The organism is Lutispora saccharofermentans (assembly GCF_024363565.1).
In the GTDB taxonomy this organism is placed as follows: Bacteria; Bacillota; Clostridia; order Lutisporales; family Lutisporaceae; genus Lutispora; species Lutispora saccharofermentans.
In genome coordinates this window covers 64,291-88,197 of record NZ_JAJEKE010000006.1, presented here as the reverse complement: position 1 = coordinate 88,197, position 23,907 = coordinate 64,291, and the positions used below count along the sequence as shown (strand labels likewise).

The following is a 23,907-nucleotide window of genomic DNA, read 5'->3' as shown; positions in this document are numbered from 1 at the left end:
ATATTCGATTTCAACACTCAACTTCTCATCTGTCTAAGCTTTGACTCTACAATGGAACTCGTGGTAAGTATCACAAATATAGTATCAAAAGTGTATCTAAAAAACATTTCTTTATCTAGCAGTACCTCAAACCAGCCATGATATCCTATCAATATGGCGGACTTTGCAATGAAAAGTATATGTATGAAGCTCCTCAGCCCATTGCATCTTTCAAAATCCTTCGCTAAAACAGCCGTACCAAAAGAACAAACAGATATCAGTATAAAAAAATATAATATAAAAAGCACATAATCAATCATTACGTACCCCTCCTTTTTGTAAAGCTTATCCCCTGGTGGATTATCGCCGATACTCCTGTTCCTTCATAAAATAGGAGATAAGAAGCGCTAGGCTCTAGAATAGTATCTTCTAAACCTCAGGTAGATCTATAAACCTCAATTGGACAATGGATGCTGCTAATTCAGTATTCATATATATTTTAATATGCATAACGGTATAGGTCTCCAACCAATAACTATTATATTACACCAACCAAATAAAAGCCACACCTCAATAGAATTATTTAATACCAAGGAATTAGAAATATATAGAAAATTGTTAATTGAACTATAACCAACCAAAAACTATTTACGGCATATTGCTTTTACGTATTTATCTCATGGCTAACCACCATTAAAAACTCCATCTGAACTAAGAATGCTGTTAATATAGGATGCAGCTATGCTATAATTAATAGTAGAACTCATGCGCCGGCTATTGCCGTTGATACTTCGGCTTTTGTCAAGCGGAAGATAGGCGATGCAAGCCCTTTCAAACCAAGAATAATCAAGAATATTGTTAATAACTAAAATGGCAGAGGTAATTTTACATGTCTAACATTCTATATAGATTTAAACATAATGGAAGCTTCAGCAAGCAAGTAAAACTATATATGTCCAACACCTTCATCAGCTATCTTGTAATGTCGGCTTTCGCAAATGTGCTGCAAGGCATATATTTTAAGGGCTTAGGCTTTGAAGAAGGCTTTATAGGGAACGTTATAGCGCTTAAGACCGTATTGATTGGCTTAAGTGCTGTGCCCGTAGGAATGCTGTCGGATATTATCGGGAGGAAGCGGGCAGTAATGCTGGGAGTGATAATAAGCAGTCTAGGATATTTGGGGCAATGTGTTTTTACATCCCAGCTGCTTATTTATTTTTTTGCTTGCCTGAACGGTATAGGATCAGCCGTTATGTATGTTAATGACGCGCCGTTTCTGGCTGAGAATTGTGAGGAAGAAAAAAGAATCAATCTGTTTAGCATCAATTTTATAATAAATCAGCTTGCTTCTATTTTTGGCTCCTATAGCGGGGGAAGGATACCTGAATTATTTGGCGGCGAAAGCATAAGCATCCTCAGAGGTACTCAAGTGTTTTTCGCATTGCTTGCCTTGCTCGCGTTAGTTCCTCTATGCAAGATCAAAAATGAGAAGAAAAGTGATAGTATCCGCAGAGAAGGAAGCTTTTTCTCTCTCTTAAAAAGAAAAAACGTAGTGTTGATAATAATTTATAATATGCTGATAGGCTTCGGTGCCGGGCTTGTTATACCTTTTTTCAACCTGTTTCTTCATTACAAGCTGAATGTGGGAACCGGAGTAGTCGGCACAATAATGGCTTATTCTCAGGTAGCTACAATAATCGGTGCCTTTTTGGTGCCCTATGTTTCTAAAAAGCTGGGGAGGGTGTTTACTGTTCAGCTTTGCCAGGTATTGTCCATTCCATTTCTATTGATCATATCCATAGCCGGTAATGTATGGCTCACAACCTTTGTATTCTTCATGAGGAGCGCTCTTATGAATATGGCCCAGCCTGCCTTGCAAAGCCTCACCATGGAGATTGTAGGAGATGAAGAAAGATCGGCCTTAAGCAGCCTTATGAATTTATCCAATCATATAACCAGAGGCATCAGCGCATCGGTTGCAGGCTTTATAATGGCCAACATCAGCTATGAGCTTCCCTATTATATAACCGCTGTATTATATATAACTGCGATCTTGCTGTTCGCCAGGATCTTTGACAGCGGGAAAAAGAAAAATCAGGCAAGCATGACTGAATAGTAAGGTTAATAAAATTTTCTTGATAATTAAATAACGATGAAAGAAGGATTTTTATGCCGGTGCAAAGAATAAATAATATACTAATTTTCTAACCGGCTGTTTTAGTTCGATGCAGGTTTGAATTGCAGGAAGGCTTGTATGCTTTGCAAGTCCGGCAATTCGAACGGACTTATACAAAGGTTTCAATCAATGCAGCAGAAAAAGGAGTTGTGGATATGCATAAAATTGCAGTAATATATTCTACTTATCCTGAATTGGAAAAGATTGCACATGAATATGAGGTAAAGAAGGGTTATCATGTAGAGGTTCAAAATTGTGTTTTGAATAAAGCGGTTGAGGTAGCCAGAGAATATGAAGCCAAGGGCTTTGATGTTATCATAAGCCGTGGGGCTACCGGGAGATTGATAAGCAAAGCTGTGGATATCCCTGTAGTAGATATAGAGATAACAAATTTTGATATAATAAAGACTCTTTATAAAGCCAAGGCGCAAGGTACAAAAATGGCTTTTTATTTATATGACAGCGATTTAAGATATAATGATTTTGATTTCATAAGAAAAGTCCTTAATATCAACAAAGAGGATTTAAGCATTTATTATTTTGAGGATGTATCCGAACTAAAGGAAAAAGTGGCAAAAGCTTATTATGACGGTATCGGCACGGTTATTGGCATAGGAGCATATACAATTGAAATAGCGAAGGGCTACGGGATGAAAACTGCCATGGTTCGGTCCCAGAGCGAAGCTATCTATAATGCGTTTACCCAAGCCGAAAAAATGATTGAGGCGGTTCATGATCTTCGAAAGGTGAACAAATCCTTCGATGCATTTATACAAGAAAGCTTTTTGGGCTTAATATTTTTGGATAGCAGCAGGAAGATCACATATCTTTGCGAAAGCATATCCCGGTATTTAAAAATAAATCCAAGCCTGCTTATAGATAGAAGTATAGATGATGTGTTTAAAGATATACCATTATTTCAACCGCTGCTGGATAATAAAAACAGTTATAAGGCAAATTGCATGGGCAGTGATCTGTTTGTAAAGAAAACTACCCTGCAGAGCAATGGAGAAATAATAGGTTATGCCATCAAAATTCAATATGCCAGCTATAGCAGTGATGTTTTGAGCATGAAAGAGCTGGAAGCAGGCAATGCTAAAAATACTACAAATAAAGCAGGGTTAAAGGCCAGATATACCTTTGATGATTATATAGGAAAATCTGAAGCGGTCGAGGCCCTGATAAAAAAAGCAAAGAGCTATAGTAAGACAGATGCGAATATCCTGATAATAGGTGAAAGCGGTACGGGGAAAGAGGTTCTTGCTAATGGCGTCCATAATGAAAGCCCCAGAAAAGGCGGACCATTTGTGGCAATAAATTGTGCTGCTCTTCCTCAAAGTCTTCTTGAAAGTGAACTGTTCGGCTACGAAGAGGGCGCTTTTACCGGCGCTAAAAAGGGCGGCAAAATAGGAATTTTTGAACTTGCTCAGAGAGGCACGGTATTTTTGGATGAGATTTCTGAAATAACTTTAGCGGCTCAGGCCCAACTTCTCAGAGTAATTCAGGAAAGAGTGCTCATGAGGGTGGGAGGTAATAAGCCCATACCTGTGGATGTGAGAATAATAGCTGCGACGAATGCAAACCTGGCTGAAAGGATTAGGATGGGGCAATTTAGAGAGGACCTTTATCATAGACTTAATGTATTGAATCTCCATATACCTCCTTTAAGGCAAAGAAGAGACGATATACCTCATTTGATCAACTATTTTATAGGAATGCATATGAGGAATAAGTCCATAGACATTCCCAGTATATTCATGAAAAAGCTGCAAAATTACGAATGGTACGGAAATGTCAGGGAATTAGAAAACTTTGTTGAAAAATTCGTGATATTATCTCAGGATACCGAAGATTCTTTCAAGCTCCTGGAGGAATTGTATTTTGACCTCATAAGCTCTGAAATGCATGCATCGACTTTCTGCGATGATAAGATAAGCATAAATATAGGGACTATGAGAGATATGGAATTGGAAATAATAGAGGCTTTGTCTCAGAAATATCCCGAGGATAAGGCATCTCTGGCAAGAAAGCTGGGCATAAGCAGGACAAGCCTTTGGACTAAGCTTAAGGAAATAGAAAAAATTAAATAGCTTTAAACCATAAGAAGCCATGGAATAGGAAATGGCATCCTTTCCATGGCTTTTCTATTACATTAAAATGTCGAAAAATGATGAAAAAAGAAAAAATTTATAAAATTATGCGAATATTTATGTTTTGGCATAAGATATGCATTATATATGTGTGTGAAGTGCTTCAAGACCAGTAATGTTGAAGTTGGCATTCGTTCCGGAAGGCGTCTTTATCAGCCCTTATCCATCACAATCGGCAAGAACTATTATAAAAAGATAATGTTCAAAATTTGAAAAGCACCGTTCAAAAATCGGACGCAGGCGAAATTTAAAATGAAGGAGGAAATACAGTGCAAGTTTCGACACCAATTTCAAATGCTTTGTTAAAAGAGCTAAAAGTATATGACACTCTCGAAATTACAGGGGTGATATATACGGGCAGGGATGCGGTCTTGCCTAAGATAGTAAAGCTAATCGAAAACAACAGGCTGAATGAAATAGGAATAGATTTAAATGGCTCTGCTGTTTTCCATACGGCGGTCAGCGTAGCCGGGATAGGGCCGACTTCAAGCAATAAGCTGGAAATTGAGGGCTCTATACCGGCGCTATCAAAAGCAGGCGTAAAGATTCATATAGGAAAGGGCAGCCTGGGAAAAAATACTGTAGAAGCCTTGAAGGAATATAATTCTGTTTTTGCCGTTACGCCACCGGTCACAGCATTGCTTACCTCAACGGTAGTTGATAAAAGGATAGCAGCTTTTCCCCAAGAAGGAATGGAAGCATTACACATGCTCCAGGTAGTAAAATTTCCTGTAATTATTGCTGTGGCACATGGTAAATCAATATTCGATAAATAAGGGGTGAGAAAAATGCTTAAATATGATGACGTTGTAAATAAAACGGCAGAAGCATTGGTTAAAGCAAGTACTGTCTTTAGGCCGGACCAAATTGAAGCTTATGAAAGGGCAGCAGCTAATGAAGATAATCCCCACGCTAAATGGGTTCTGGAAAGCATATTAGAGAATGCAAGAATAGCACAGGTTGGTATGTTGCCGCTGTGTGATGACACAGGCATACCCCATGTATTTTTGGAAATTGGTGATGAGTGCGAGGTGCCTGCGGGTTTCTTTGCTGCTGTGGAAGAAGGCATAGCAAAGGGCCTCAAGGATCTTCCAGGCAGACCTATGGCTGTGCTGGGAGATGATAAGCAGCGAATAAGCCAGTCGGCAGGGCTATCTGATGATCCATGGGACCTCAGTATGGCACCTGTTCAAATGAGGCGCACATCCGGGAGCAAGATAGCATTGACGGTACTGATGCTGGGCGGGGGTCCTGAAATAAGGGGCAAGACATTGCGGGTATTCCACAAGCATTCTGTGGATACAGTTTTGGATGAGATGATAGCATGGGCAAAAGACGGAGCGCAGAAGCTTGGGTGCTTGCCGTGCGTTTTAGGCTTCGGAATAGGGCGTACTAATGTTGAGGCTGCTTCTTTAGCATTGGAGGCTATGAAAAATGGGAATTTCTTGGTTCAGTCGGATATGGAAAGAAGAGTTACTGAAGCTGTTAACAAAGAAGGCTATGGGGCTTTAGGGCTGGGTGGCAAGAATACGGTTTTAGCCACATTCATAAAGGTCGGCCCTCAAAGGGCAAGCGGAGTCAGAGTAGTATCTCTCAGGGTAGGCTGCTGCTTTGATCCTAGAAAGGCCACGGTGGTATTTGAATGATAATTCGCTAAATAATCTCATGCAATCAGTTTATATAAATTTGATTGCATTGTAATAACCTGTTGTGCTAACTGATATAAGAGTGCATTGTGAAGGAGCTTAGAGTTTGTTAGCGCAGTATAGGATCAGTTGCGTCAACTGTTTGAGCCTATATGCATTAAATCAGAAAACCACATAACTTACTTGATCCTTAATAGTAATAACAAACGTTGCATGCGAGTTTTGACGCAACCCTATACAAGCTTACAAAGTCTTAGCTTCGGAGCATTCGCAATCGTTATCAGTTAGCACAACACCAATTATAAGGAGGCAAGAATCGATGATAGTATTCAAAAACGGTACAGTCATAACAGGTGATGGTAAGACATTGCTGGAGAAGGGCCATGTAATAGTGGAAGGAACAAAAATTGTGGAAGTGACAGAGAAGCTTGATCCTTCTGCCGAGCAAAACGCAGATGAAGTGATCGATTGTACAGGCAAAGCGATAATTCCCGGTATGATCAATCACCATCAGCATGGAGTGACCTTCGGCCCCATATTTGCAAGCGGTGCTGAAAACTATGGAAGGGAAAGAATCCTTGAATTGCTGGACAGAAACCTGCTTCAAGGCCATACAACAGTATTGAATGTTGATGGATTTGTAACCATGGATGAGGTTGAAGAAACACAAAAACATCATCCCATAAGGATAAAAACCGCTACTACACACGCCCCTATTAATCTGCAGGCCGGAATGCTATGCGATGGAAAAGGCTTGACTGAAAAACACAAAAGGATGACAGTTGAAAAAATGCTTGAAGACGGAGCCGTATGTATCGGAGAGGTTGGCGGAGGCCATACCCTTGGCGGCGGAGGACAGGATTATCTTTATATACCAAGAGCAGTAAAGAATGAAACAGGAAGGGATATTGATTATCTCCAGGCAAGAGCTATGAAGCTTTCGGTTTTAGGAAGATATATAGAGAAATCCTATTACGACAGGGACAGGGTAGCAAAAGCATTAAAAGAACACAACCTTGACAGCTTCCTCACCCCTGAGCAGACAAGAGACATTGTTTATAGAACAACACTGGCGTCAGTACAAGTAGCTTTAGACGGATATATGGAAGCAGCAAAGCTGGCAAAGGATCTGGATGTCCCGCTGATGTGCCATAATGCACCTACATCAATGAAAATAGTTCATGAAGTGGCAAAGGTGGGGGTTAAAAAATTCATAGCCTGCCATTCCAACTATTTGTTTACAAAAGACGAGGCTGTTGAAAATACAAAGAAGCTGAGACAGTATCCGGGCGTGATCATTGATGCTGCAGTACATGATCCTTTCGGTGCCAAGAGGTTGGTAGCAACACCGGATAACTTATTTGCCTTCTATGAAGAAGACCTTATAGACATTATCTCTACAGACTTTGCGGCAGGAAGCTTTGATTCGATGCTTGAAGCTATTGAGCATGCCGTTGAGAGAAAGCTTGTAAGCCTTCCAAAGGCTATAGCTCAAGGCACAAAAAATGTTACAGAAGCGTTGCCGTTGCTCGCACCGAATTTAGGCCTGCTGCAAAAAGGCTATACAGCGGATATATTGGTTACCGCTTATCCTCAGGTATCAAAGGTTGAGAGGATATATATCGATGGCAGGCTGGTCGCTAAAGATGGGAAACGGTTATTAAACTCTAAATCGTAATTTATAAAAAATGTGACATAGTCCAAGGTTACGGAGAACACTGAAGGACACGGAATTTTACACTAAAAAGCACTGAGAGATTTTTATAAAATGTCGTAAAAGCCTAGCATTGCGGTCATTCTGAGCGTGAGCGAAGAATCTTTACCAGCACGAAAAGATCCTTCAGTCGTTCCTCCTTCAGGATGACATTAAAGCAGGATTTTATAGCCATTGCAGCGGAAGATTCCGTGTTAATCCGTGTTCTCCGTTTCCCCCTTATGCTTTACATTTTTCACATATAGCATAACAGATCAATAAATAATTATAGGAGGAAGACAGCGATGATAGTAAAAAAAGTATTATGCACAGAAGGTTTGACAGGATTCTACATGGATGACAAAGAGGCAATAAAAGAGGGGGCTAAGCCGGACGGTTTTATATACAGAGGCGAGCCCAAAACTCCCGGTTTCAAAACAGTAAGACAGTCGGGACAAGCCGTATCGGTAATGTTTGTGCTGGAAAACGGCGACATAGCCTATGGAGATTGTGCGGTGGCTCAATACGCTGCAAGCGGCGGAAGGGAAGTCCCAAACACAGCCCAAGCCTTGATCAAAATTATAAACAGAGAAGTAATTCCTTATTTTGAAGGCAAGGACATAAAAGAGTTCAAAAAGACAGCTGAAGAATTCGACAAGAAGCTGTTCGACGGAGTAAGGCTGCCTGCTCCCATAAGATATGGCGTGACACAGGCCATATTGGAGACTGTGGCTAAAGAACAGCATATTACAATGACCGAGGTCATTGCAAATGAGTACGGCCTTAAACTGGAGCTGAAGCCTGTTAGGATCAATGCCCAGTCAGGCGATGAAAGATATACAAATGTTGATAAGATGATCTTAAAACAAGTCGGTATGATGCCTCATGGACTCATAAACAATGTAGAAGACAAGCTGGGCAAAGACGGCAAGAAGTTCCTTGACTGGGTCAAGTGGGTAAAAAATAGAATACAGGATATCGGTGACCCGAACTACAAACCGGTAATGAGATATGACGTATACGGCTGCATGGGTAAAGCTTTCAACAATGATCTGGACAAAGTTGTGGAATATCTTATAGAAGTAGAAAAAGCATGCCAGCCTTATGAGGTATTTGTTGAAATGCCTATAGACTTAAAATCCAATGAAGAACAATTAAAGGGAATGAAATATCTCCGCAAAAAACTTGACGAAGCCGGTTCAAAATTGAAGCTTATAATCGATGAATATGCAAACACCTATGAAGAGATAGTACAATGGGTCGACGCAAAAGGTGCTGATATGGTCCAGGTAAAGACAATAGATCTAGGCGGAATCAATAATATAGTAGAGGCAGTTCTGTACTGCAAGAAGAATGGGGTTCTGGCATATCAAGGCGGTACCTGCAACGAAACAGACAAATCAGCCCTTGTATGCGTGAATCTGGCAGTGGCTACCCAGCCCTTTGCAATGGCAGGCAAGCCGGGAATGGGTGTTGACGAAGGCGTCATGATAGTAAATAACGAGCAGCAGAGATTGCTTGCAATACTTAAAGCAAAGAAAGAAGGCTTAATTTAATAAGAGGAGATTGAAGTATGATACAGGTTAATGTAGAAAAGTGCATGGGTTGCAAAGCATGCGAAAAGAACTGCCCTATGGATGCGATCAAGATTATTGACAAAAAAGCGAAGGTCAGCAAAGAATGCGTAAACTGTAAAACCTGCATTAAGGTATGCAAATTTGATGCTCTCTCAGAAGTAAAGGCGCAAGAGGAAATAGTGGTCTGTACCAACTGCGGTGTAAAATGTGAAATTCCTAACGGATTATTTGGAGCCTGCAAAAGGTTCGTTAATGATAATGGAAGCTTAGTAAGGAGCAGACCCTTGCAAATACCTGAAAAAACACCTGTAGACAAAGAAAAAATAGCTATCAGCAAACCTTTGATCACTGCTGTAGGGGCCGGAGCAAGCTATCCGGATTATCATCCGGCCCCTTACATAGTGCAGGAAAACATAGATGATTATGATGTTGTTACCGTAGTTACTGAAGCTCCGGTATCCTATAGCTCTATGATGGTCAAGATCGATACAAACTTCTATATAGGCGATGAAGGCGCTTTGGTGAGAAGAGACGGCAAGGTAATGGGAATAGTGACTACAGAACAGTATGGGTCTCACATCATTATCATAGGCGGAGTCAACAGGGTTAAAGGGCCTGATGGAATGTTGGTAGTAAAAACCATGACTCAGCTGGGCAATAAGGAAAAAGTTATCTTAAAGATAGATAATGGAGCAGTCCTAGAGTTAGAAGTAGGTAAGGCGCCTATAATAAACGGCGTGAAAGACGAAAAGATGAGAGTCGGCTGCGGCGGGGCATGCTGCGGTTTGTTCGCCAAACATTTGGGTCAATTGATTGATGAGGCGATAATACTGGACCACCACATTACAGGCTTGTTTACCAAACATCCGGCAGGAGCTGAGCAGCTTCCATACAGCGGCGTAACTCCTGTAGGCAGGCTGGCAACGCCGGGAAGGTATTTCTTCGAGCATGGAGACGGATGGGGCGGCACAAATATCAAAGAACCTATAGAAGCAATAAAATCCATAGATATGAATTATGCAAAACCTGGAATGAAAATACTTGTAGCAGAAACTACCTGGAGAAAGGTCGCGTTGTTCAGCGTTAACGAAGAAGGGAAGCCGGTTCAGATACCTCTGACAAAAGAACTTGAAGAGTTCAGAAAGCTGGCGGCTGATAATTGTGAGGACAGCAGGGTGTCCGCTATGTATTATGCCGGGGTAGGCGGCAGCGCCAGAGCAGGAGTGACCGTGGACCCGATCAAGCTGACTCAAGCCGTGCATAAAGGCGATGCAGTATTGACCATTGCAGGAGCTCCTGCATATGTGATGCCTGGGGGAGGAATAACCTTCCTGGCGGATGTGGAAAAAATGGTGGAAAAGCCTTTCAATTATACAGCATCACCTGCGGTAGTCGCTCCAATCGAATATACCATAGTGAAAGACAAATATGGAGATATTGGAGGACATATAAAAGCTGTAAGAAAAATGGATGAAGTTATCAAAGAAGACCGCTATCAAATAATTAGACTAGAGAAATCTAAGTAAAAAAAGGCAGGTGTATAAATGTTATGCTAAAGTACTTAGCTAATATAACGAAAGAAGGTCAAAAGAGAAAACTTACCGGAAAAGATAAAAGAATAATCAGCGCCGTAGCTATAATAATGTCGCTTTATCAGCTTTGGCAAAGCACTTTTTCCAGTATACAGCCTTTGCTTCATTACAGTATACATTTAACTTTTATCCTAGTATTAGGCTATATGCTTTATACACCATATGAGGGCTGTGACATAACCAAGATACCTAAGCATGATTATTTGCTGGCTATAATGGCAGCATTATCAGGTATATATTATGCTACTCAGATACCCAGATATCTGCTGAGATGGCCTCAAGTGGACCCGCTTCTTGCGTTGGATATTGTTGCAGGCATTATTATTGTTCTATTTGTGATTGAACTGACAAAAAGGACAATGGGTTCTGTACTGCCATCTATTGGGGTAATATTCCTCTTGTATGCACTGTTTGGTCATCTGATACCCGGTTATATAGGGCACAGGAGAATAGTTCCTATAGATGTGCTGGATCAGTTGGTATTTACCACCAATGGAGTATTTACTTCACCTATAGTTGTGGCATCCACTTATGTATTCCTTTTTGTCTTGTTTGGTTCTTTCTTCGCAAACTCAGGTGCGGGGGATTTCTTTTATAAATTCTCTATGTCAGTAGCAGGACGGTATACAGGTGGTGCAGGTAAGGTTGCTGTGGTTGCCAGCGCACTATTTGGCATGATCAATGGCAGCCCCACAGCCAACGTTGTTACTACAGGCTCTTTTACGATACCTATGATGAAGAAGGTAGGGTATGATTCTAAGTTTGCAGGAGCTGTAAATGCAGTAGCAGCGACAGGCGGAGGAATAATGCCCCCTATTATGGGCACAGCAGCCTTTCTGATGGTAGAGATGGCGGGCATTCCCTATATCGATATAGCGGTTGCTGCGGCTCTTCCTGGAATACTATTTTACCTGGCACTTGGCTTCATGGTACATTTCAGAGCCAAAAAATTAGGTTTGACCGCAGTGGATCCCAAAGATCTGCCGCCCGTCGGCAAAACACTGAAGGAGGGCTTTCCCTTTATTCTCCCTTTGGTAGTTCTAGTTGCTATGCTTATAAAGGGCTATACACCTTCACTCGCAGCTGTTGCCGGCATTGTATCCGTAATTGCAGCAAGCTTTTTTAGAAAAGAAACAAGGATGTCGATGGAGAAAATATTGAAATCCTTAGAAGATGGAGCTCTTCAATCCGTCATAGTATCCTTATCCTGTGCCATAGCAGGCATAGTGATCAATGGCCTGATGATAACCGGATTGGGTGGCAAGATAGCAAGTCTTGTATTAAGCGTAGGCGGAGGCAATATATTTGGCGCCCTTTTAATAACCGCAGTTTTATGCACCATATTAGGGATGGGCATGCCTGTAGCTGCAGCATATGCACTTACGGTGTCACTAGCCGTACCCTCCCTATATGAGCTTGGAATACCTCCAATGCCTGCACATATGTTTGTAGTTTATTTCTCGACATTATCCGCTATTACACCGCCTGTTGCCGTTGCGGCTTATGCAGCAGCGGGCATTGCCGAAGCCAATGCTTCGAAAGTAGGCTGGTATGCTTGCTGGATGGGCATAGTATCCTTTATCGTACCTTTCATTTTCATCTATCAACCGGTTCTACTGATCAATATAAAGACATTCAGCCTTCACACTTTATTTGTAATGTTTGGATGCATGCTGGGCGTTATTGCCATGGCTGCAGGCATGGAAGGCTGGCTCAGGGACAGGGCCGGAAAAATTACCCGTATAGCGCTGTTCATATCAGGATTAATGATGCTATATCCGGAAACTATGACTACTGTTGCCGGACTGATTGTATTCGCTGCAATATATGCTTATCAAAGAATCAAAATAAAAAATAATAGTTTAGCAGCCTAAACTATTATTATAAAAAAATTTATGAAAGGGGTATCTTATGAAACGAAAATTTACAAAACTAATAAGTGTGATCCTTTCCATTATCATGGCGATGAGCTTGGTAACAGCATGCTCAGGGGGAGACAAGGCTCCCGCAGAAAAATCCGGTGAGGCTGCCGAATTCAAAGTACCAGATAAAATCGATGTCACGATTGTAGGGGGCTCCATTGGAGGCGCCTGGGCTGCAATAGGAGAAGGTGTGGGAGAAGTTATACGCAGAAGCTATTCCGGCTCCAATACAGCATATGAAGTTGGACAAGAAGCCGCCAATATCGCTCTGGTCTCTGCCGGAAAGATTCAATTAGGCATAGCTCATACAGGTCTTATAAAGATGGCTTCCGAAGGCAAGGCACCTTTTAACAAAAACATGGACAACCTGAGAGCTTTAACTGTTTTATACGGTGAGGCTGCACAGCACTTCCTCATCAAAGCAGATACGGGGATCAAGAACTTTGATGATCTAAGAGAGAAGAAATATCCCTTGAAGCTTAACCTCAATACTGCAGACTCCTTTATGGAGATAGTGGGCAAAGAAGCATTGAAGGCAAGCGGTATCACCTACGAGGATATAAAGGCTTGGGGTGGATCGGTTGATTTCATGTCAATGGGTAATTCCATCGATTTGATGAGAGACGGAAAGTTACAGGCATATAGCAATGTCATTCAAGTTCCGTCAAGCCACATAGTAGATGCTTCCACAAATTTAAAGCTGGACCTTCTTCCTTTGTCGGATGAAGCCATAGAGAAGGTAAATGCAGAACTCGGAACTTATAAAACAGTAATACCGAAGGATAAATATTCTTTCCTTGAGAATGATGTTCCTACTGTAGCAGCAACAGTTATCCTATTTGCAAGCACTGATCTTAGTGATGGAGAAGCTTATGCGATAGTTAAATCATTAGATGAAAACCTGAGCTATTTCAAAGGCATACATGCTTCCCTGGCTGATCTGGATTTAAAAAAGATGACAGAGGTTTCACCAGTGCTGCTGCATCCCGGTGCTGAAAAATACTATAAGGAAAAAGGCGTGCTCTAGAATATGAAAACGAGGCTTCATTCAGTGGGGTTTCAACTCCACTGAATGTTAGTCGAGTCCATACTGGACTTAGCCGCCCTTAGGCACACGCCGCCTATAGCGGTATGGGCCTTAGGGCGAGTTAGTTCAGTGCTGCACTCTTATATCAGCTGGCACAACAGATTAGGTCAGTGTTAGCAATCCAATCGGAAGGGAATCGGATTTGATTTGGATGAAAGATTTAAAATAATAAAAGAAGGCAAGGTATTGGTAGACCACGGACCCATAACCATGGTTATCGAGGCGGGGCTCAGGGAAGAACCTTATACCTATGCAGCTGTTGCTGGTGCCAATAAAGCCTTGGAACTGTTGGAACAATTAGCAAAGGAATTATATGTAGCTAAAAAGTATATAACAGGAATTGGATATGATGAAAAAAATAAATGCTCCTTAGCGCTCAAAAAAATGATAGAGTCAGTGGAACGATTGGATGAATCTGACTTTACTCCAATGGCTTCTGTAGCAGGCACATTTTCGGATCTGGTCAAGGAAAAAGTGTTCGAAGCCGGTGCTGACTATGTAGTTGTAAATAACGGAGGAGATATATCATATCAAATGCCTCATAATCGTGAATATATGAGGATCGGTATAATAAGCGACTTATCAGGCAATAAGCCAACACACGTGATCAGGATAAAAGGCAGTAGTGAAATCCATGGTGCTGCTACAAGCGGCTTTGGAGGCAGAAGTCTGACTAAAGGTATTGCGTCAGCCGTGACAGCGCTGGCGGCCACAGGAAGTCTGGCAGATGCAGCTGCGACTTCCATAGCCAATGCAACATATTGCGAGGACGCCCCTATTGAGAGATGTTTGGCGGAAGAATTGGATTATGATACGGATATCAGAGGTGCGATGGTAACAAAGAATATTGGGCATATCAAACAGGAAAATATTGAAATTGCCGTTAGAAATGGCTTAAAGAGAGCAAAGGCCTTATTTGAAAAAAAAGTGATACTGGGTGCAGTGATTTTCCTCAAGGATCATATGGCTGTTTATCCTGAAAATTCAGCAGATTTCGCTATCAGTGCAATATACTAGGCAAAAATATTATTACGGAGGTATATGCATGAAAAATGATTGTTCTTATATTGGATGCAAGCAAGATTTTATTGATGCTAAGGAAAAAGTAACCGGAAAAGCAAAATACTTGGATGATATGAATTTTCCCGGTATGCTTTATGCAAAGATACTTCGTTCACCACATCCTCACGCCAGGATTTTAAGCATAGATGTTTCAAAAGCGGAGGAACTGCCTGGGGTCAAAGCAGTAATAACTGCCAAGGATTGCCCCGCTAATAAATTTGGCATGGAGATAGCCGATGTAACCATGCTGGCTATAGATAAGGTAAGGTATGTAGGAGATGAAATCGCAGCTTTGGCAGCAGATTCAGAAGAAATTGCGGAAGAAGCCATAAAGCTTATAGATGTAAAATACGAGCTGCTTAATGTCGTAGATGATGTAGAAAAAGCCATGCTCCCGGAGTCAGCATTAGTTCATGAAAATATAAAAAACAATATAGTTAAAGAATATCACATTTCAAGAGACAATGTAGATGAGGATTTTTCCAGATGCGATTATGTATTTGAAAGCGAATTCAGTACTCATAGAGTGTCCGGCTGCTATATGGAACCCTTCGGGGCTGTGGCAAAGTGGGAAGAAAATGGAAGGCTGACCATATGGACCGGGCTGCAATCCTTGTTCCAGGGAAGAAATGAGATAGCAAAGGCGTTAGGAATTGAACCCAGCAGGATAACTGTAAAATCACCTTTCATTGGCGGAGGCTTCGGAGCAAAAATATGGATCAGAAACTTCCATCCTATTGTTGCAGTGCTGGCTCAAAAAACAAATGCACCTGTAAAATATGTACTGACCAGAGAAGAGGAAATGCTGACAACCAGGCCAAGGGTAGCGCCAAAGATCAAGCTGAAGCTGGGCATGATGAAGGATGGGACTTTGGTATGCAAGGAATCAAAAATAATAGCGGACAATGGTGCTTATAGCTGGGCCGCGCCTAAGGTGCTGCTTAATATGGCCATGAGAACGGATTGCCTGTATAGATTTAAATCAACCAGGACAGATGCCTATCTGGTTTATACAAACCTTATACCTACCAGTGGATTCAGAGGTTATGGCAACAGCCAGATGCATTTCGCATTGGAATCCTTTATAGATACATGCTGCAGGCGTATAGGACTCGATCCTGTGAAAGTAAAGCTTAAAAATGCGGTACAGCGGGGAGACTTGACATTGCACGGATGGAAAATAAAAAGCTGCGGTCTTACCGAGTGCATCGATAAAGCATATAAATATATTCAAGAAAACAGGCTCCCTAAAGAGGAGCAAAATGGACGCATTAAGCGTGGTATCGGTATAGCGTGCATGAATCACGTATCCGGCAACAGAGGCGGAACGAAATTTGACGGTTCTTCCGCTATGATACGCATACACGAGGATGGAAAAGTATTTGTATTTTCAGGAGAGGCCGATATGGGGCAAGGTGCAAAAACAGTGTTTGCCCAAATTGCTGCGGAAGTTCTTGGAGTCGATATAGCCGATATTACGGTCATGCCTCTTGACACAGACATCAGTCCATTTGGGCTGGGCACTTACTCAAGCAGAGTAACTACAGTAGGTGGAAAAGCGGTATATCTGGCCGCGGGAAAAGTTAAAAAGCAAATAATGGAATATGCTTCAAAAGTATTGGAAAAGCCAGAGGATAAGCTGATCATAAAGAATGGCAGGATAATGTTCATGGAGGATGAAAATATCGGCATTACTCTCAAAAAGCTATGCGAATCCGGGATAAGGACCAGAGATGCCATCCCCTTTACTGCCTATATAACTTATGACCCGCCCACAGAAGGCACGGATGCAAGCTTCTACGGAGATTACTCCAGTGCATATACTTATGGGGCACACGGGGTAGAGGTGGAAGTCGACACAATGACCGGAAAGGTAAAAGTCCTCAGGATTGTAGCTGCTCATGATGTGGGGAAAATCATAAACAAGAATGGCGTCCTAGGGCAAATAAACGGCGGAGTCGCACAGGGTATAGGCTGGACTCTGTATGAGAATATGGTGTTTCAAGACGGCAAGCCCCTTAGCAACGGTTTGAAAAACTATATACTGATGACCATAAAGGATATGCCTGAAATTGCAAGCGTAGTGGTTGAAACAAATGACCCCATCGGTCCTTTTGGCGCAAAGGGCATCGGGGAGCCTACTCTTATACCGACAGCTCCTGCAATTGCCAATGCTATTGAAGATGCCATAGGAATAAGAATCAAGGACTTACCGATAACCTCAGAAAAGGTATTCTGGGCAATTAAAGAAAAGGAAGAGGGTGGCAGGTGATGAAGGTTGATAGGTATCTCATACCAAAAAATGTGGAGGAAGCCATTGATTATCTTTGCCGGTATTCCGGAAAGGCTAAAGTGATTGCCGGTGGCACAGACCTAATGCTTTGGATTAAAGAAGGAAAAGTCCAGGCGAATGCATTGATAGATATTACAGAGATAGATGAGTTGAGACACATTGAATTTACAGAAAGCGAAATGATCATTGGTGCAGCTGTTACTCATGCAGAGATAGCTTCTAATGAAAATATAAAAAAATGCTTTCCTTGCCTGTCGGATGGCTGCAGGTACGTGGGATCTCCTCAGATAAGGAATATAGGTACAGTCGGAGGAAATATCGTTAGTGCTCAGCCTGCTGCTGATTCGGCCATACCTCTTATAGCTCTGGGCGCCGTATGTGAAATTTTGACGGAAGATGGTCTGAGGAAGGATCCACTGGAAGAACTATATGCAGGAGTCGGAAAAAGCAAGATTGACAGTACACGAGAGATTCTTATCAGGATAATTGTTCCAAGGCCTGACTCCAGATATGGAACTTCACTGACCAGATTCGCACCGAGAGAAGCACTGGCCCTCCCTATAGCAAATACGGCAGTGAAACTGGAGATAGAAGATAACATCATAAAGGATATAAGGATCGCTATGGCGCCTGTTGCAACCACCCCCTTAAGACCTAAAAAAGCTGAACAATATCTGTTGGGCAGAGATATACAAACGCCGGAGATTTTTAAAGAAGCCGCAAAAATAGCCGCCGGCGAGGCTAACCCCAGGGATAGCCTGCTTAGAGGGTCAAGCAAATATAGAAAAGCTTTGGCAGAGGATCTTGTAAATAATGCCCTTGGTAATGCAGCGAAAAACATATTGAAGAATATGGAGGTGCTATAAGTATGCAGGCACTGACCTTTAATATAAATGGCAAGGATGTTACGCTGTCAATAAATGCTTGGGATACCTTGGCTAACGTGCTAAGGAGAAATCTGGCCCTCACGGGTACGAAAAAAGGCTGCGAAGAGGGGGAGTGCGGAGCTTGCACAGTCCTTTTGGAGGGCAAGCCTGTAAATTCATGCATTGTCCCTGCAGCCAAAGTTGAGGGGAAGAAAGTAGTTACTATAGAAGGTTTATCACAAAATGGTGAATTGCACCCTATACAGGAAGCATTTATTGAAGCGGGTGCTGTACAATGCGGTTTTTGCACCCCCGGAGTCATCCTGTCGGCGAAAGCTCTGCTGGATCTGGATGAGATGCCCGGTGAAGAAACTATAAAAGATGAGCTGTCCGGCCACCTCTGCAGATGTACAGGCTATGTCCAATTCATAGACGCGGTAAGGATTGCAGCAGAGAAACTTCATAAAAAGTAATGTGATTTAAAAGGTACACTGCCAGAGATGATGGAGATTGGAGGGAAGCATATGCAAAAGGTTGGACTATTTACGCCGATAAAGATAAATACATTGGAGCTGCCAAACAGGATTATAATGTCACCAATGTTTTCAAATTCAGCAACTAAGGATGGATTTGTTACAAATAATACTATTAAGCATTATGTAGACAGAGCCAGGTCAGGTGTAGGCCTTATTATGACAGAGCATACAAGTGTAAGCTCAATATATATTCACCCTGGAAACAGGCTTCAGATCAGCAGAGATGAGCATGTCAAAGGGTTTAAAAGACTTGTTGATGCCGTTCATCAAGAGGATTGCAAAATAGGACTTCAGATAGCCCATTCCATATATGGAGCAGGTTTAAAGCCATCTGATTTGACCAACGAGCAGTGCTATGAAATAATTGAAGACTTTGTCAACGGAGCAAGGAGGGCAAAGGAAGCGGGCTTTGATGCCATAGAACTTCATTACGCACATACCTATACTATGGCAGATTTTATTTCAAGAAGGACTAATACCAGAACTGATGAATTCGGCGGAGATATCTATGGCAGAATGTTTATTCATATTGAAATATTAAAGAGAATAAGAGAATTGGTTGGCAAAGATTATCCTTTATTTGTAAGGATCAGTGCAGAAGAATTCATTGTAGGCGGGAATACTCTTGTTCAAACCAGAATATTCGCAAAGGAATTGGAAAAGTACGGTATAGACTGCATGGATGTATCAGCCGGTGTAAGATTTGATGACGGAGGACTCAAGGGATATAGCGACCAAAGGGGCAAGCCTACCATAGAATATCCGGACGGTCCGAATGTATATCTGGCTGAAGACATAAAGAAACACATATCTATACCTGTAATAACTGTGGGCAAGCTGGGGAATCCAGTAGTAGCAAAGAGTGTAATCGAAGAGGGCAAAGCAGACATGGTGGCTTTGGCAAGGCCTTTGATTGCAGATTCTATGTGGGTCCGCAAGGTAAAGGAAAACAGGTATGACCTTATAAAAGAATGCCTGTACTGCACAGAATGTTTATACGAAAGACATGATCCCGAAGCGTATATACACTGCATGAGATACACATGTCAAAATGCATGTCCGGCCAATGTAGAAGTGCCGGTTTATATAGATTTGGCGTCGCAGAAGAGATATAAAGAGGCATATCAGGTCATACAATCAGAAAATCCGCTTCCTCTTGTATGCGGAAGGGTTTGCCATCATCCATGCGAATCTTTGTGCAACAGGGTTAAGATTGATGAGCCTATGTCGATAAGAGGGATTAAAAGATATGTTACCGATGCTGTGCTTGAAGAGTACGGCAAGCTGCCGTTGCCTGAAATGGAAAAGCCGAATGGGAAAAAAGTTGCTGTGATAGGCTCCGGGCCTTCCGGTTTGTCCTGCGCTTTTTTTCTTCAGAAAAAAGGCTACAGTGTTACAGTATTTGAGGCTTTGCCGGTAATCGGAGGCATGCTTTCCGTGGGTCTGCCCGCTTATAGATTGCCAAGAAATCTCTTGGAGAAAGAGTTTGATGTGTTCAGGGAAATGGGAGTAGAGTTTGTAATAAATAAACGCCTCGGAGCTGATATGTCTATAGAGGACTTAAAGAGCATGGGTTATAAGGCTGTATATATAGGCGTGGGAACTCATGGGGACAGAAAGCTCAACATACCCGGTGAAAATGCCGAAGGTGTGTTATCCGGTGTAGAATTTTTAAGAAAGCTGAATTTAGGGGAAAACATAAGCTTTAAGGATAAAAAAGTTGCAGTTATAGGCGGAGGAAATGTAGCTATTGACGTAGCAAGAAGTGCATTGCGCCTGGAAGCGGAAAAAGTTATGCTGTTCTGCCTTGAAAAAAGAGAGGAAATGCCTGCACATAGATGGGAAATAGAGGATGCAGAGAAAGAAGGCGTAGAAATCAACGTTTCCTGGGGCCCAAAAGAAATTTTAGCAAAAAACAATAGGGCTGCAGCAATAAGCTTCAAAAAGTGCCTGGATGTTTTCGACGGTGAAGGCAGATTTAATCCAAGCTTCGATGAATACAGTACAAATACGGTTGAAGCGGATTATATAATAGTTTCTATTGGACAAGCCATGGAAAGAACCTTTAATGAAAAAGAAAATCAAAAAGTTGAACTGAGAGGCAATTACATCAAGGCTAGCTTCGGAGGCTACACAAATATACCCTATGTATTTGCAGGAGGAGATTGCGTAACGGGTCCGGATTCTGTTGTCAGGGCCACAAGCGAAGGGAAATATGCGGCGGCCTCTATAGATAAATACTTAGGCGGCGATGGGCAAGTAATATCGATAAAGAAACATAAAAGAGAATTGTCAAGGCCTGTAGATGAAAACAAAGCAATAAGGCAGCCAATGGAAAACATGGCATGCAAGGGTATAAAAGACTTCTCTGAAATAGAAAAAGGATATGAAGAAGAATCAATGTTAAAAGAGACAAATAGATGCTTAAGATGCGATGTATTAAAATGCAGCAGGCTGTAAGGCGCATGCAGAATACCAGGAGGGATAGCAATGAAAGAACTTAAGATCTTATCGCCATGTGGAATTTTGGGCTATGGATATCCTAAAGAATCCTTTTATAACGGTTTAAGCAAGAAGCCTGACTTAATAGCCGTTGATGCAGGCTCCACAGATGCGGGTCCTCATAAATTAGGTGCGGGAGTAGGCATAGTAAGTAAAAAAGCAGCCAAAAAAGATTTGGAATTGATGATACAGGCGGGATATGACTTAAATATCCCTGTAATAGTGGGCTCTGCAGGAGGTTCAGGAGCCAAGCCTCATGTCGACTGGACCATGGCTGTCATAAAAGAGATACTTGAAGAAAAAAAGCTTAAGATGAAAACCGCCATAGTATGGGCAGATATTGATAAGAACTATATTAAAAATAAAATGGCCGAAAATAAAATCCATCCCATGAACTATGTACCTGAGTTGACCGTAGAAGACCTGGATAAGACAAACAGCGTAGTAGCTCAGATGGGTCATGAACCAATCGTAAAAGCTCTGGAGGAAGGCGCTCAAATAGTCATAGCGGGCAGAGCCTATGATCCTTCGGTATTTGCGGCATATCCGATAATGAAGGGCTTTGATGCAGGTCTGGCATATCACTTGGGCAAGATACTTGAATGCGGTGCATTATGTGCCGAACCCGGCACTACCAAGGATTGCATGATGGGTTATCTAAGAGAAGATCATTTTCTTGTAGAACCCCTAAATCCAAAAAGAAAATGCTACATCAGCTCTGTAGCCGCGCACACACTATATGAAAAGGATCATCCGTACTACCTTCACGGGCCAGGCTTCGCATTGGATCTATCTGATTGCAAGTTTGAGCAGCATGCAGATGGAGTGGTAAAGGTATCAGGAAGCAAATTTGTAAAACAGCCTTATGCCGTTAAGCTGGAAGGCTCCGCAAAGGTAGCATATAGAACTTTAGTAATAGGCGGAACGAGAGACCCTATAGCTATACAGAATATAGATGATATTCAAAACGATATCAGGGAGCAGGTAGCAGCTTATTTTGATGACATTCCGAGATCAGAATATCAGATTTTATTCCACTTGTATGGCAAAAATGGGGTAATGGGATCGTTAGAGCCTGTACAAACTCCGGCTCACGAGTTAGGCATAGTCATGGAAGTCATTGCCTCAAGCCAGGAACTGGCAAACACCATTTGCTCCAGTGCAAGATCCACATTGATGCACTTTCCCTATAAGGGAAGAAAAGCTACTGCAGGCAATATAGCCCTGTTGTATTCACCTTCAGATATAGAATTCGGCCCGGTATATAAGTTCACTGTATATCATCTTATGGATATAGATGATACTTGCGAACTATTCCCAACAGAATTTGTGGAGCTTTAAAAAGGAGGCTTTAGCATGACAGAAAATAAGACTTTGTATGAGCTGGCGAAGGTGCTGAGGAGCAAGAACTCCGGTCCCTTCGAGCTGACAATGGATGTAATATTTGACAATAGAGATTATTACAATAAGGTTAAGGATTCAGGGATCATAACAAAAGAGTTGGTCTGCAAGCTTTATAATATTGAAGAAAAGGATATTTCCACTTTGGTATTTTTCGACCCTGCGATGGCATTTAAGATTACTATCAGGAGACCCATCGATTCAGGCAGCATAGGAGAGACCGATGTATACGGTGCCCAGCAGCACGCGCCATTGATGGGAGTATTGATACCAATGTAATATATGACCCCCTGACAAATAATGGTTGACTGATTATTGCTTCTCAATATCAGCCAACCATTATTTTTATTATACTTCCTAAATCCCTTGTGCGGCGAACTTCGGCATGTTCTCAAGCTTGCAAAGCTCATTATCTAAAAGGTTCAGGAATAAACCAACATCCGTAACGATTCCTAAAGCCTGACCGCTTCCCCTGTCGCTGAGCTTTGTTACTACTGCAGAGTTGATGTCCACACATATCATCTTAATTTTCGCAGGAAGCATATTGCCGCTGGCTATGCCATGCAGCATTGTGCCGAGTATCAAAACGATATCGGCTTTCCTAAGCTGATCATTGTAAGCGTTCTGAGCTTCTATCATATCGGTGATCGTATCCGGAAGGGGACCATCATCTCTTAAGCTTCCGGCAAGCACAAAGGGCACATTATGCTTCACGCATTCATACATGATGCCAGAACGGAGCACTCCTGCTTCAGCGGTTTTCTTTATAGAGCCATATCTCATTACTTGGTTTATAGCCCGCATATGATTCCTATAGCCGTTGTGAGTTACCTTTCCTGATTTAGCACATATCCCCAGGGAAGTACCAAAAAGGTTTTTTTCTATATCATGTACAGCAACTGCATTGCCTGCAAGAATGCTGGAGATATATCCTCTGCGGATGAGCTGAGACAGGTAATAATCGCCTCCTGTATGGACGACAACCGGTCCTGCTACTACTGTCAAGCGTTTGTCTTCATTAAAAAGCTCACCGGCCAGCTCCTTTATCAGCAGCTCATTTCTCCTCTCGGAAGAAACGCAGTTATTCATGAAGTTAAAGGAACCGTCTGAATCGGCCTCTTCATTATCCATGACAAGTTTTACACCTGTATCGCCGCATACGACCATATCTCCTTTTTTGATTTCTCTCAATTTTTTGCATGAAGCAATTCCGTTGTCCACAACTATAAGAGCATCCATCCTTTGATTATGAACTGTGAGCCATTTGTTTCCATAAAAAATTTTAGTCGTGTAATTAGTGGTTGAATAAAAATCGTCGGGAACATTTTTATCCTTTTCAGAAGCCTTTAAAATTACTGATTTTTGAGTGTTGACATCCATCATAGTATTTCCTCCTCTTAATTCAAAAAAATAAAACCCTCATCC

Annotated in this window: 18 protein-coding genes; 16 read left to right on the top strand and 2 right to left on the bottom strand. The window is 41.9% G+C overall.

Annotated elements, in window-relative coordinates:
• Positions 1 to 17: 17 nt before the first annotated feature.
• A complete protein-coding gene (locus LJD61_RS08665; RefSeq protein WP_255227137.1) occupies positions 18 to 299 on the bottom strand; it encodes a hypothetical protein in 282 nt (93 codons plus the stop codon).
• A 569-nt stretch (positions 300 to 868) separates the two neighbouring features.
• On the opposite strand from LJD61_RS08665, the gene LJD61_RS08660 reads away from it, so the two are divergent.
• The 16 genes from LJD61_RS08660 (at position 869) to LJD61_RS08585 (ending at position 22,761) form a co-directional block, all read left to right on the top strand.
• Positions 869 to 2,095 carry an MFS transporter gene (locus LJD61_RS08660; protein ID WP_255227136.1) on the top strand — a complete coding sequence of 409 codons (1,227 nt, stop codon included), beginning with the start codon at positions 869 to 871 and terminating at the stop codon, positions 2,093 to 2,095.
• Between the two features lie 215 nt (positions 2,096 to 2,310).
• The gene (locus LJD61_RS08655; RefSeq protein WP_255227135.1) at positions 2,311 to 4,245 is read left to right on the top strand and encodes a sigma 54-interacting transcriptional regulator; all 1,935 of its coding nucleotides are present in this window, start codon (positions 2,311 to 2,313) and stop codon (positions 4,243 to 4,245) included.
• Positions 4,246 to 4,574: 329 nt separating this feature from the next.
• Entirely contained in the window at positions 4,575 to 5,081 is a 507-nt protein-coding gene (locus LJD61_RS08650; RefSeq protein ID WP_255227134.1) for a fumarate hydratase C-terminal domain-containing protein, read from the top strand.
• A 12-nt stretch (positions 5,082 to 5,093) separates the two neighbouring features.
• Positions 5,094 to 5,951 carry a fumarate hydratase gene (locus LJD61_RS08645; protein ID WP_255227133.1) on the top strand — a complete coding sequence of 286 codons (858 nt, stop codon included), beginning with the start codon at positions 5,094 to 5,096 and terminating at the stop codon, positions 5,949 to 5,951.
• A 319-nt stretch (positions 5,952 to 6,270) separates the two neighbouring features.
• Entirely contained in the window at positions 6,271 to 7,629 is a 1,359-nt protein-coding gene (locus LJD61_RS08640; protein WP_255227132.1) for an amidohydrolase family protein, read from the top strand.
• Between the two features lie 320 nt (positions 7,630 to 7,949).
• The gene (locus tag LJD61_RS08635) at positions 7,950 to 9,200 is read left to right on the top strand and encodes a methylaspartate ammonia-lyase (RefSeq protein ID WP_255227131.1); all 1,251 of its coding nucleotides are present in this window, start codon (positions 7,950 to 7,952) and stop codon (positions 9,198 to 9,200) included.
• Between the two features lie 17 nt (positions 9,201 to 9,217).
• Positions 9,218 to 10,747 carry a 4Fe-4S binding protein gene (locus LJD61_RS08630; protein ID WP_255227130.1) on the top strand — a complete coding sequence of 510 codons (1,530 nt, stop codon included), beginning with the start codon at positions 9,218 to 9,220 and terminating at the stop codon, positions 10,745 to 10,747.
• A 23-nt stretch (positions 10,748 to 10,770) separates the two neighbouring features.
• Entirely contained in the window at positions 10,771 to 12,687 is a 1,917-nt protein-coding gene (locus LJD61_RS08625) for a TRAP transporter permease (RefSeq protein ID WP_255227129.1), read from the top strand.
• A 37-nt stretch (positions 12,688 to 12,724) separates the two neighbouring features.
• On the top strand, positions 12,725 to 13,762 hold the full coding sequence (locus LJD61_RS08620; RefSeq protein WP_255227128.1) for a TAXI family TRAP transporter solute-binding subunit: 1,038 nt from the start codon (positions 12,725 to 12,727) through the stop codon (positions 13,760 to 13,762).
• A gap of 207 nt (positions 13,763 to 13,969) precedes the next feature.
• On the top strand, positions 13,970 to 14,839 hold the full coding sequence (locus tag LJD61_RS08615; protein ID WP_255227127.1) for a UPF0280 family protein: 870 nt from the start codon (positions 13,970 to 13,972) through the stop codon (positions 14,837 to 14,839).
• Positions 14,840 to 14,867: 28 nt separating this feature from the next.
• Positions 14,868 to 17,156: a xanthine dehydrogenase family protein molybdopterin-binding subunit gene (locus LJD61_RS08610; RefSeq protein ID WP_255227126.1), complete on the top strand. Its 2,289-nt coding sequence runs from the start codon at positions 14,868 to 14,870 to the stop codon at positions 17,154 to 17,156.
• On the top strand, positions 17,156 to 18,043 hold the full coding sequence (locus LJD61_RS08605; protein WP_255227125.1) for an FAD binding domain-containing protein: 888 nt from the start codon (positions 17,156 to 17,158) through the stop codon (positions 18,041 to 18,043). The genes LJD61_RS08610 and LJD61_RS08605 overlap by 1 nt, the downstream gene beginning before the upstream one ends.
• 2 nt (positions 18,044 to 18,045) lie before the next feature.
• A complete protein-coding gene (locus LJD61_RS08600) occupies positions 18,046 to 18,516 on the top strand; it encodes a (2Fe-2S)-binding protein (RefSeq protein WP_255227124.1) in 471 nt (156 codons plus the stop codon).
• A 51-nt stretch (positions 18,517 to 18,567) separates the two neighbouring features.
• The gene (locus tag LJD61_RS08595) at positions 18,568 to 21,039 is read left to right on the top strand and encodes an oxidoreductase (protein WP_255227123.1); all 2,472 of its coding nucleotides are present in this window, start codon (positions 18,568 to 18,570) and stop codon (positions 21,037 to 21,039) included.
• A gap of 30 nt (positions 21,040 to 21,069) precedes the next feature.
• A complete protein-coding gene (locus tag LJD61_RS08590; protein WP_255227122.1) occupies positions 21,070 to 22,422 on the top strand; it encodes an acyclic terpene utilization AtuA family protein in 1,353 nt (450 codons plus the stop codon).
• A gap of 15 nt (positions 22,423 to 22,437) precedes the next feature.
• On the top strand, positions 22,438 to 22,761 hold the full coding sequence (locus tag LJD61_RS08585) for a DUF4387 domain-containing protein (RefSeq protein WP_255227121.1): 324 nt from the start codon (positions 22,438 to 22,440) through the stop codon (positions 22,759 to 22,761).
• 78 nt (positions 22,762 to 22,839) lie between these two features.
• Here the strand turns inward: LJD61_RS08585 and LJD61_RS08580 are convergent, their stop codons facing one another.
• Positions 22,840 to 23,865, bottom strand: coding sequence for an ornithine cyclodeaminase, nickel-pincer nucleotide-dependent (locus tag LJD61_RS08580; RefSeq protein WP_255227120.1), 1,026 nt, complete (start codon positions 23,863 to 23,865; stop codon positions 22,840 to 22,842).
• Positions 23,866 to 23,907: the final 42 nt, after the last annotated feature.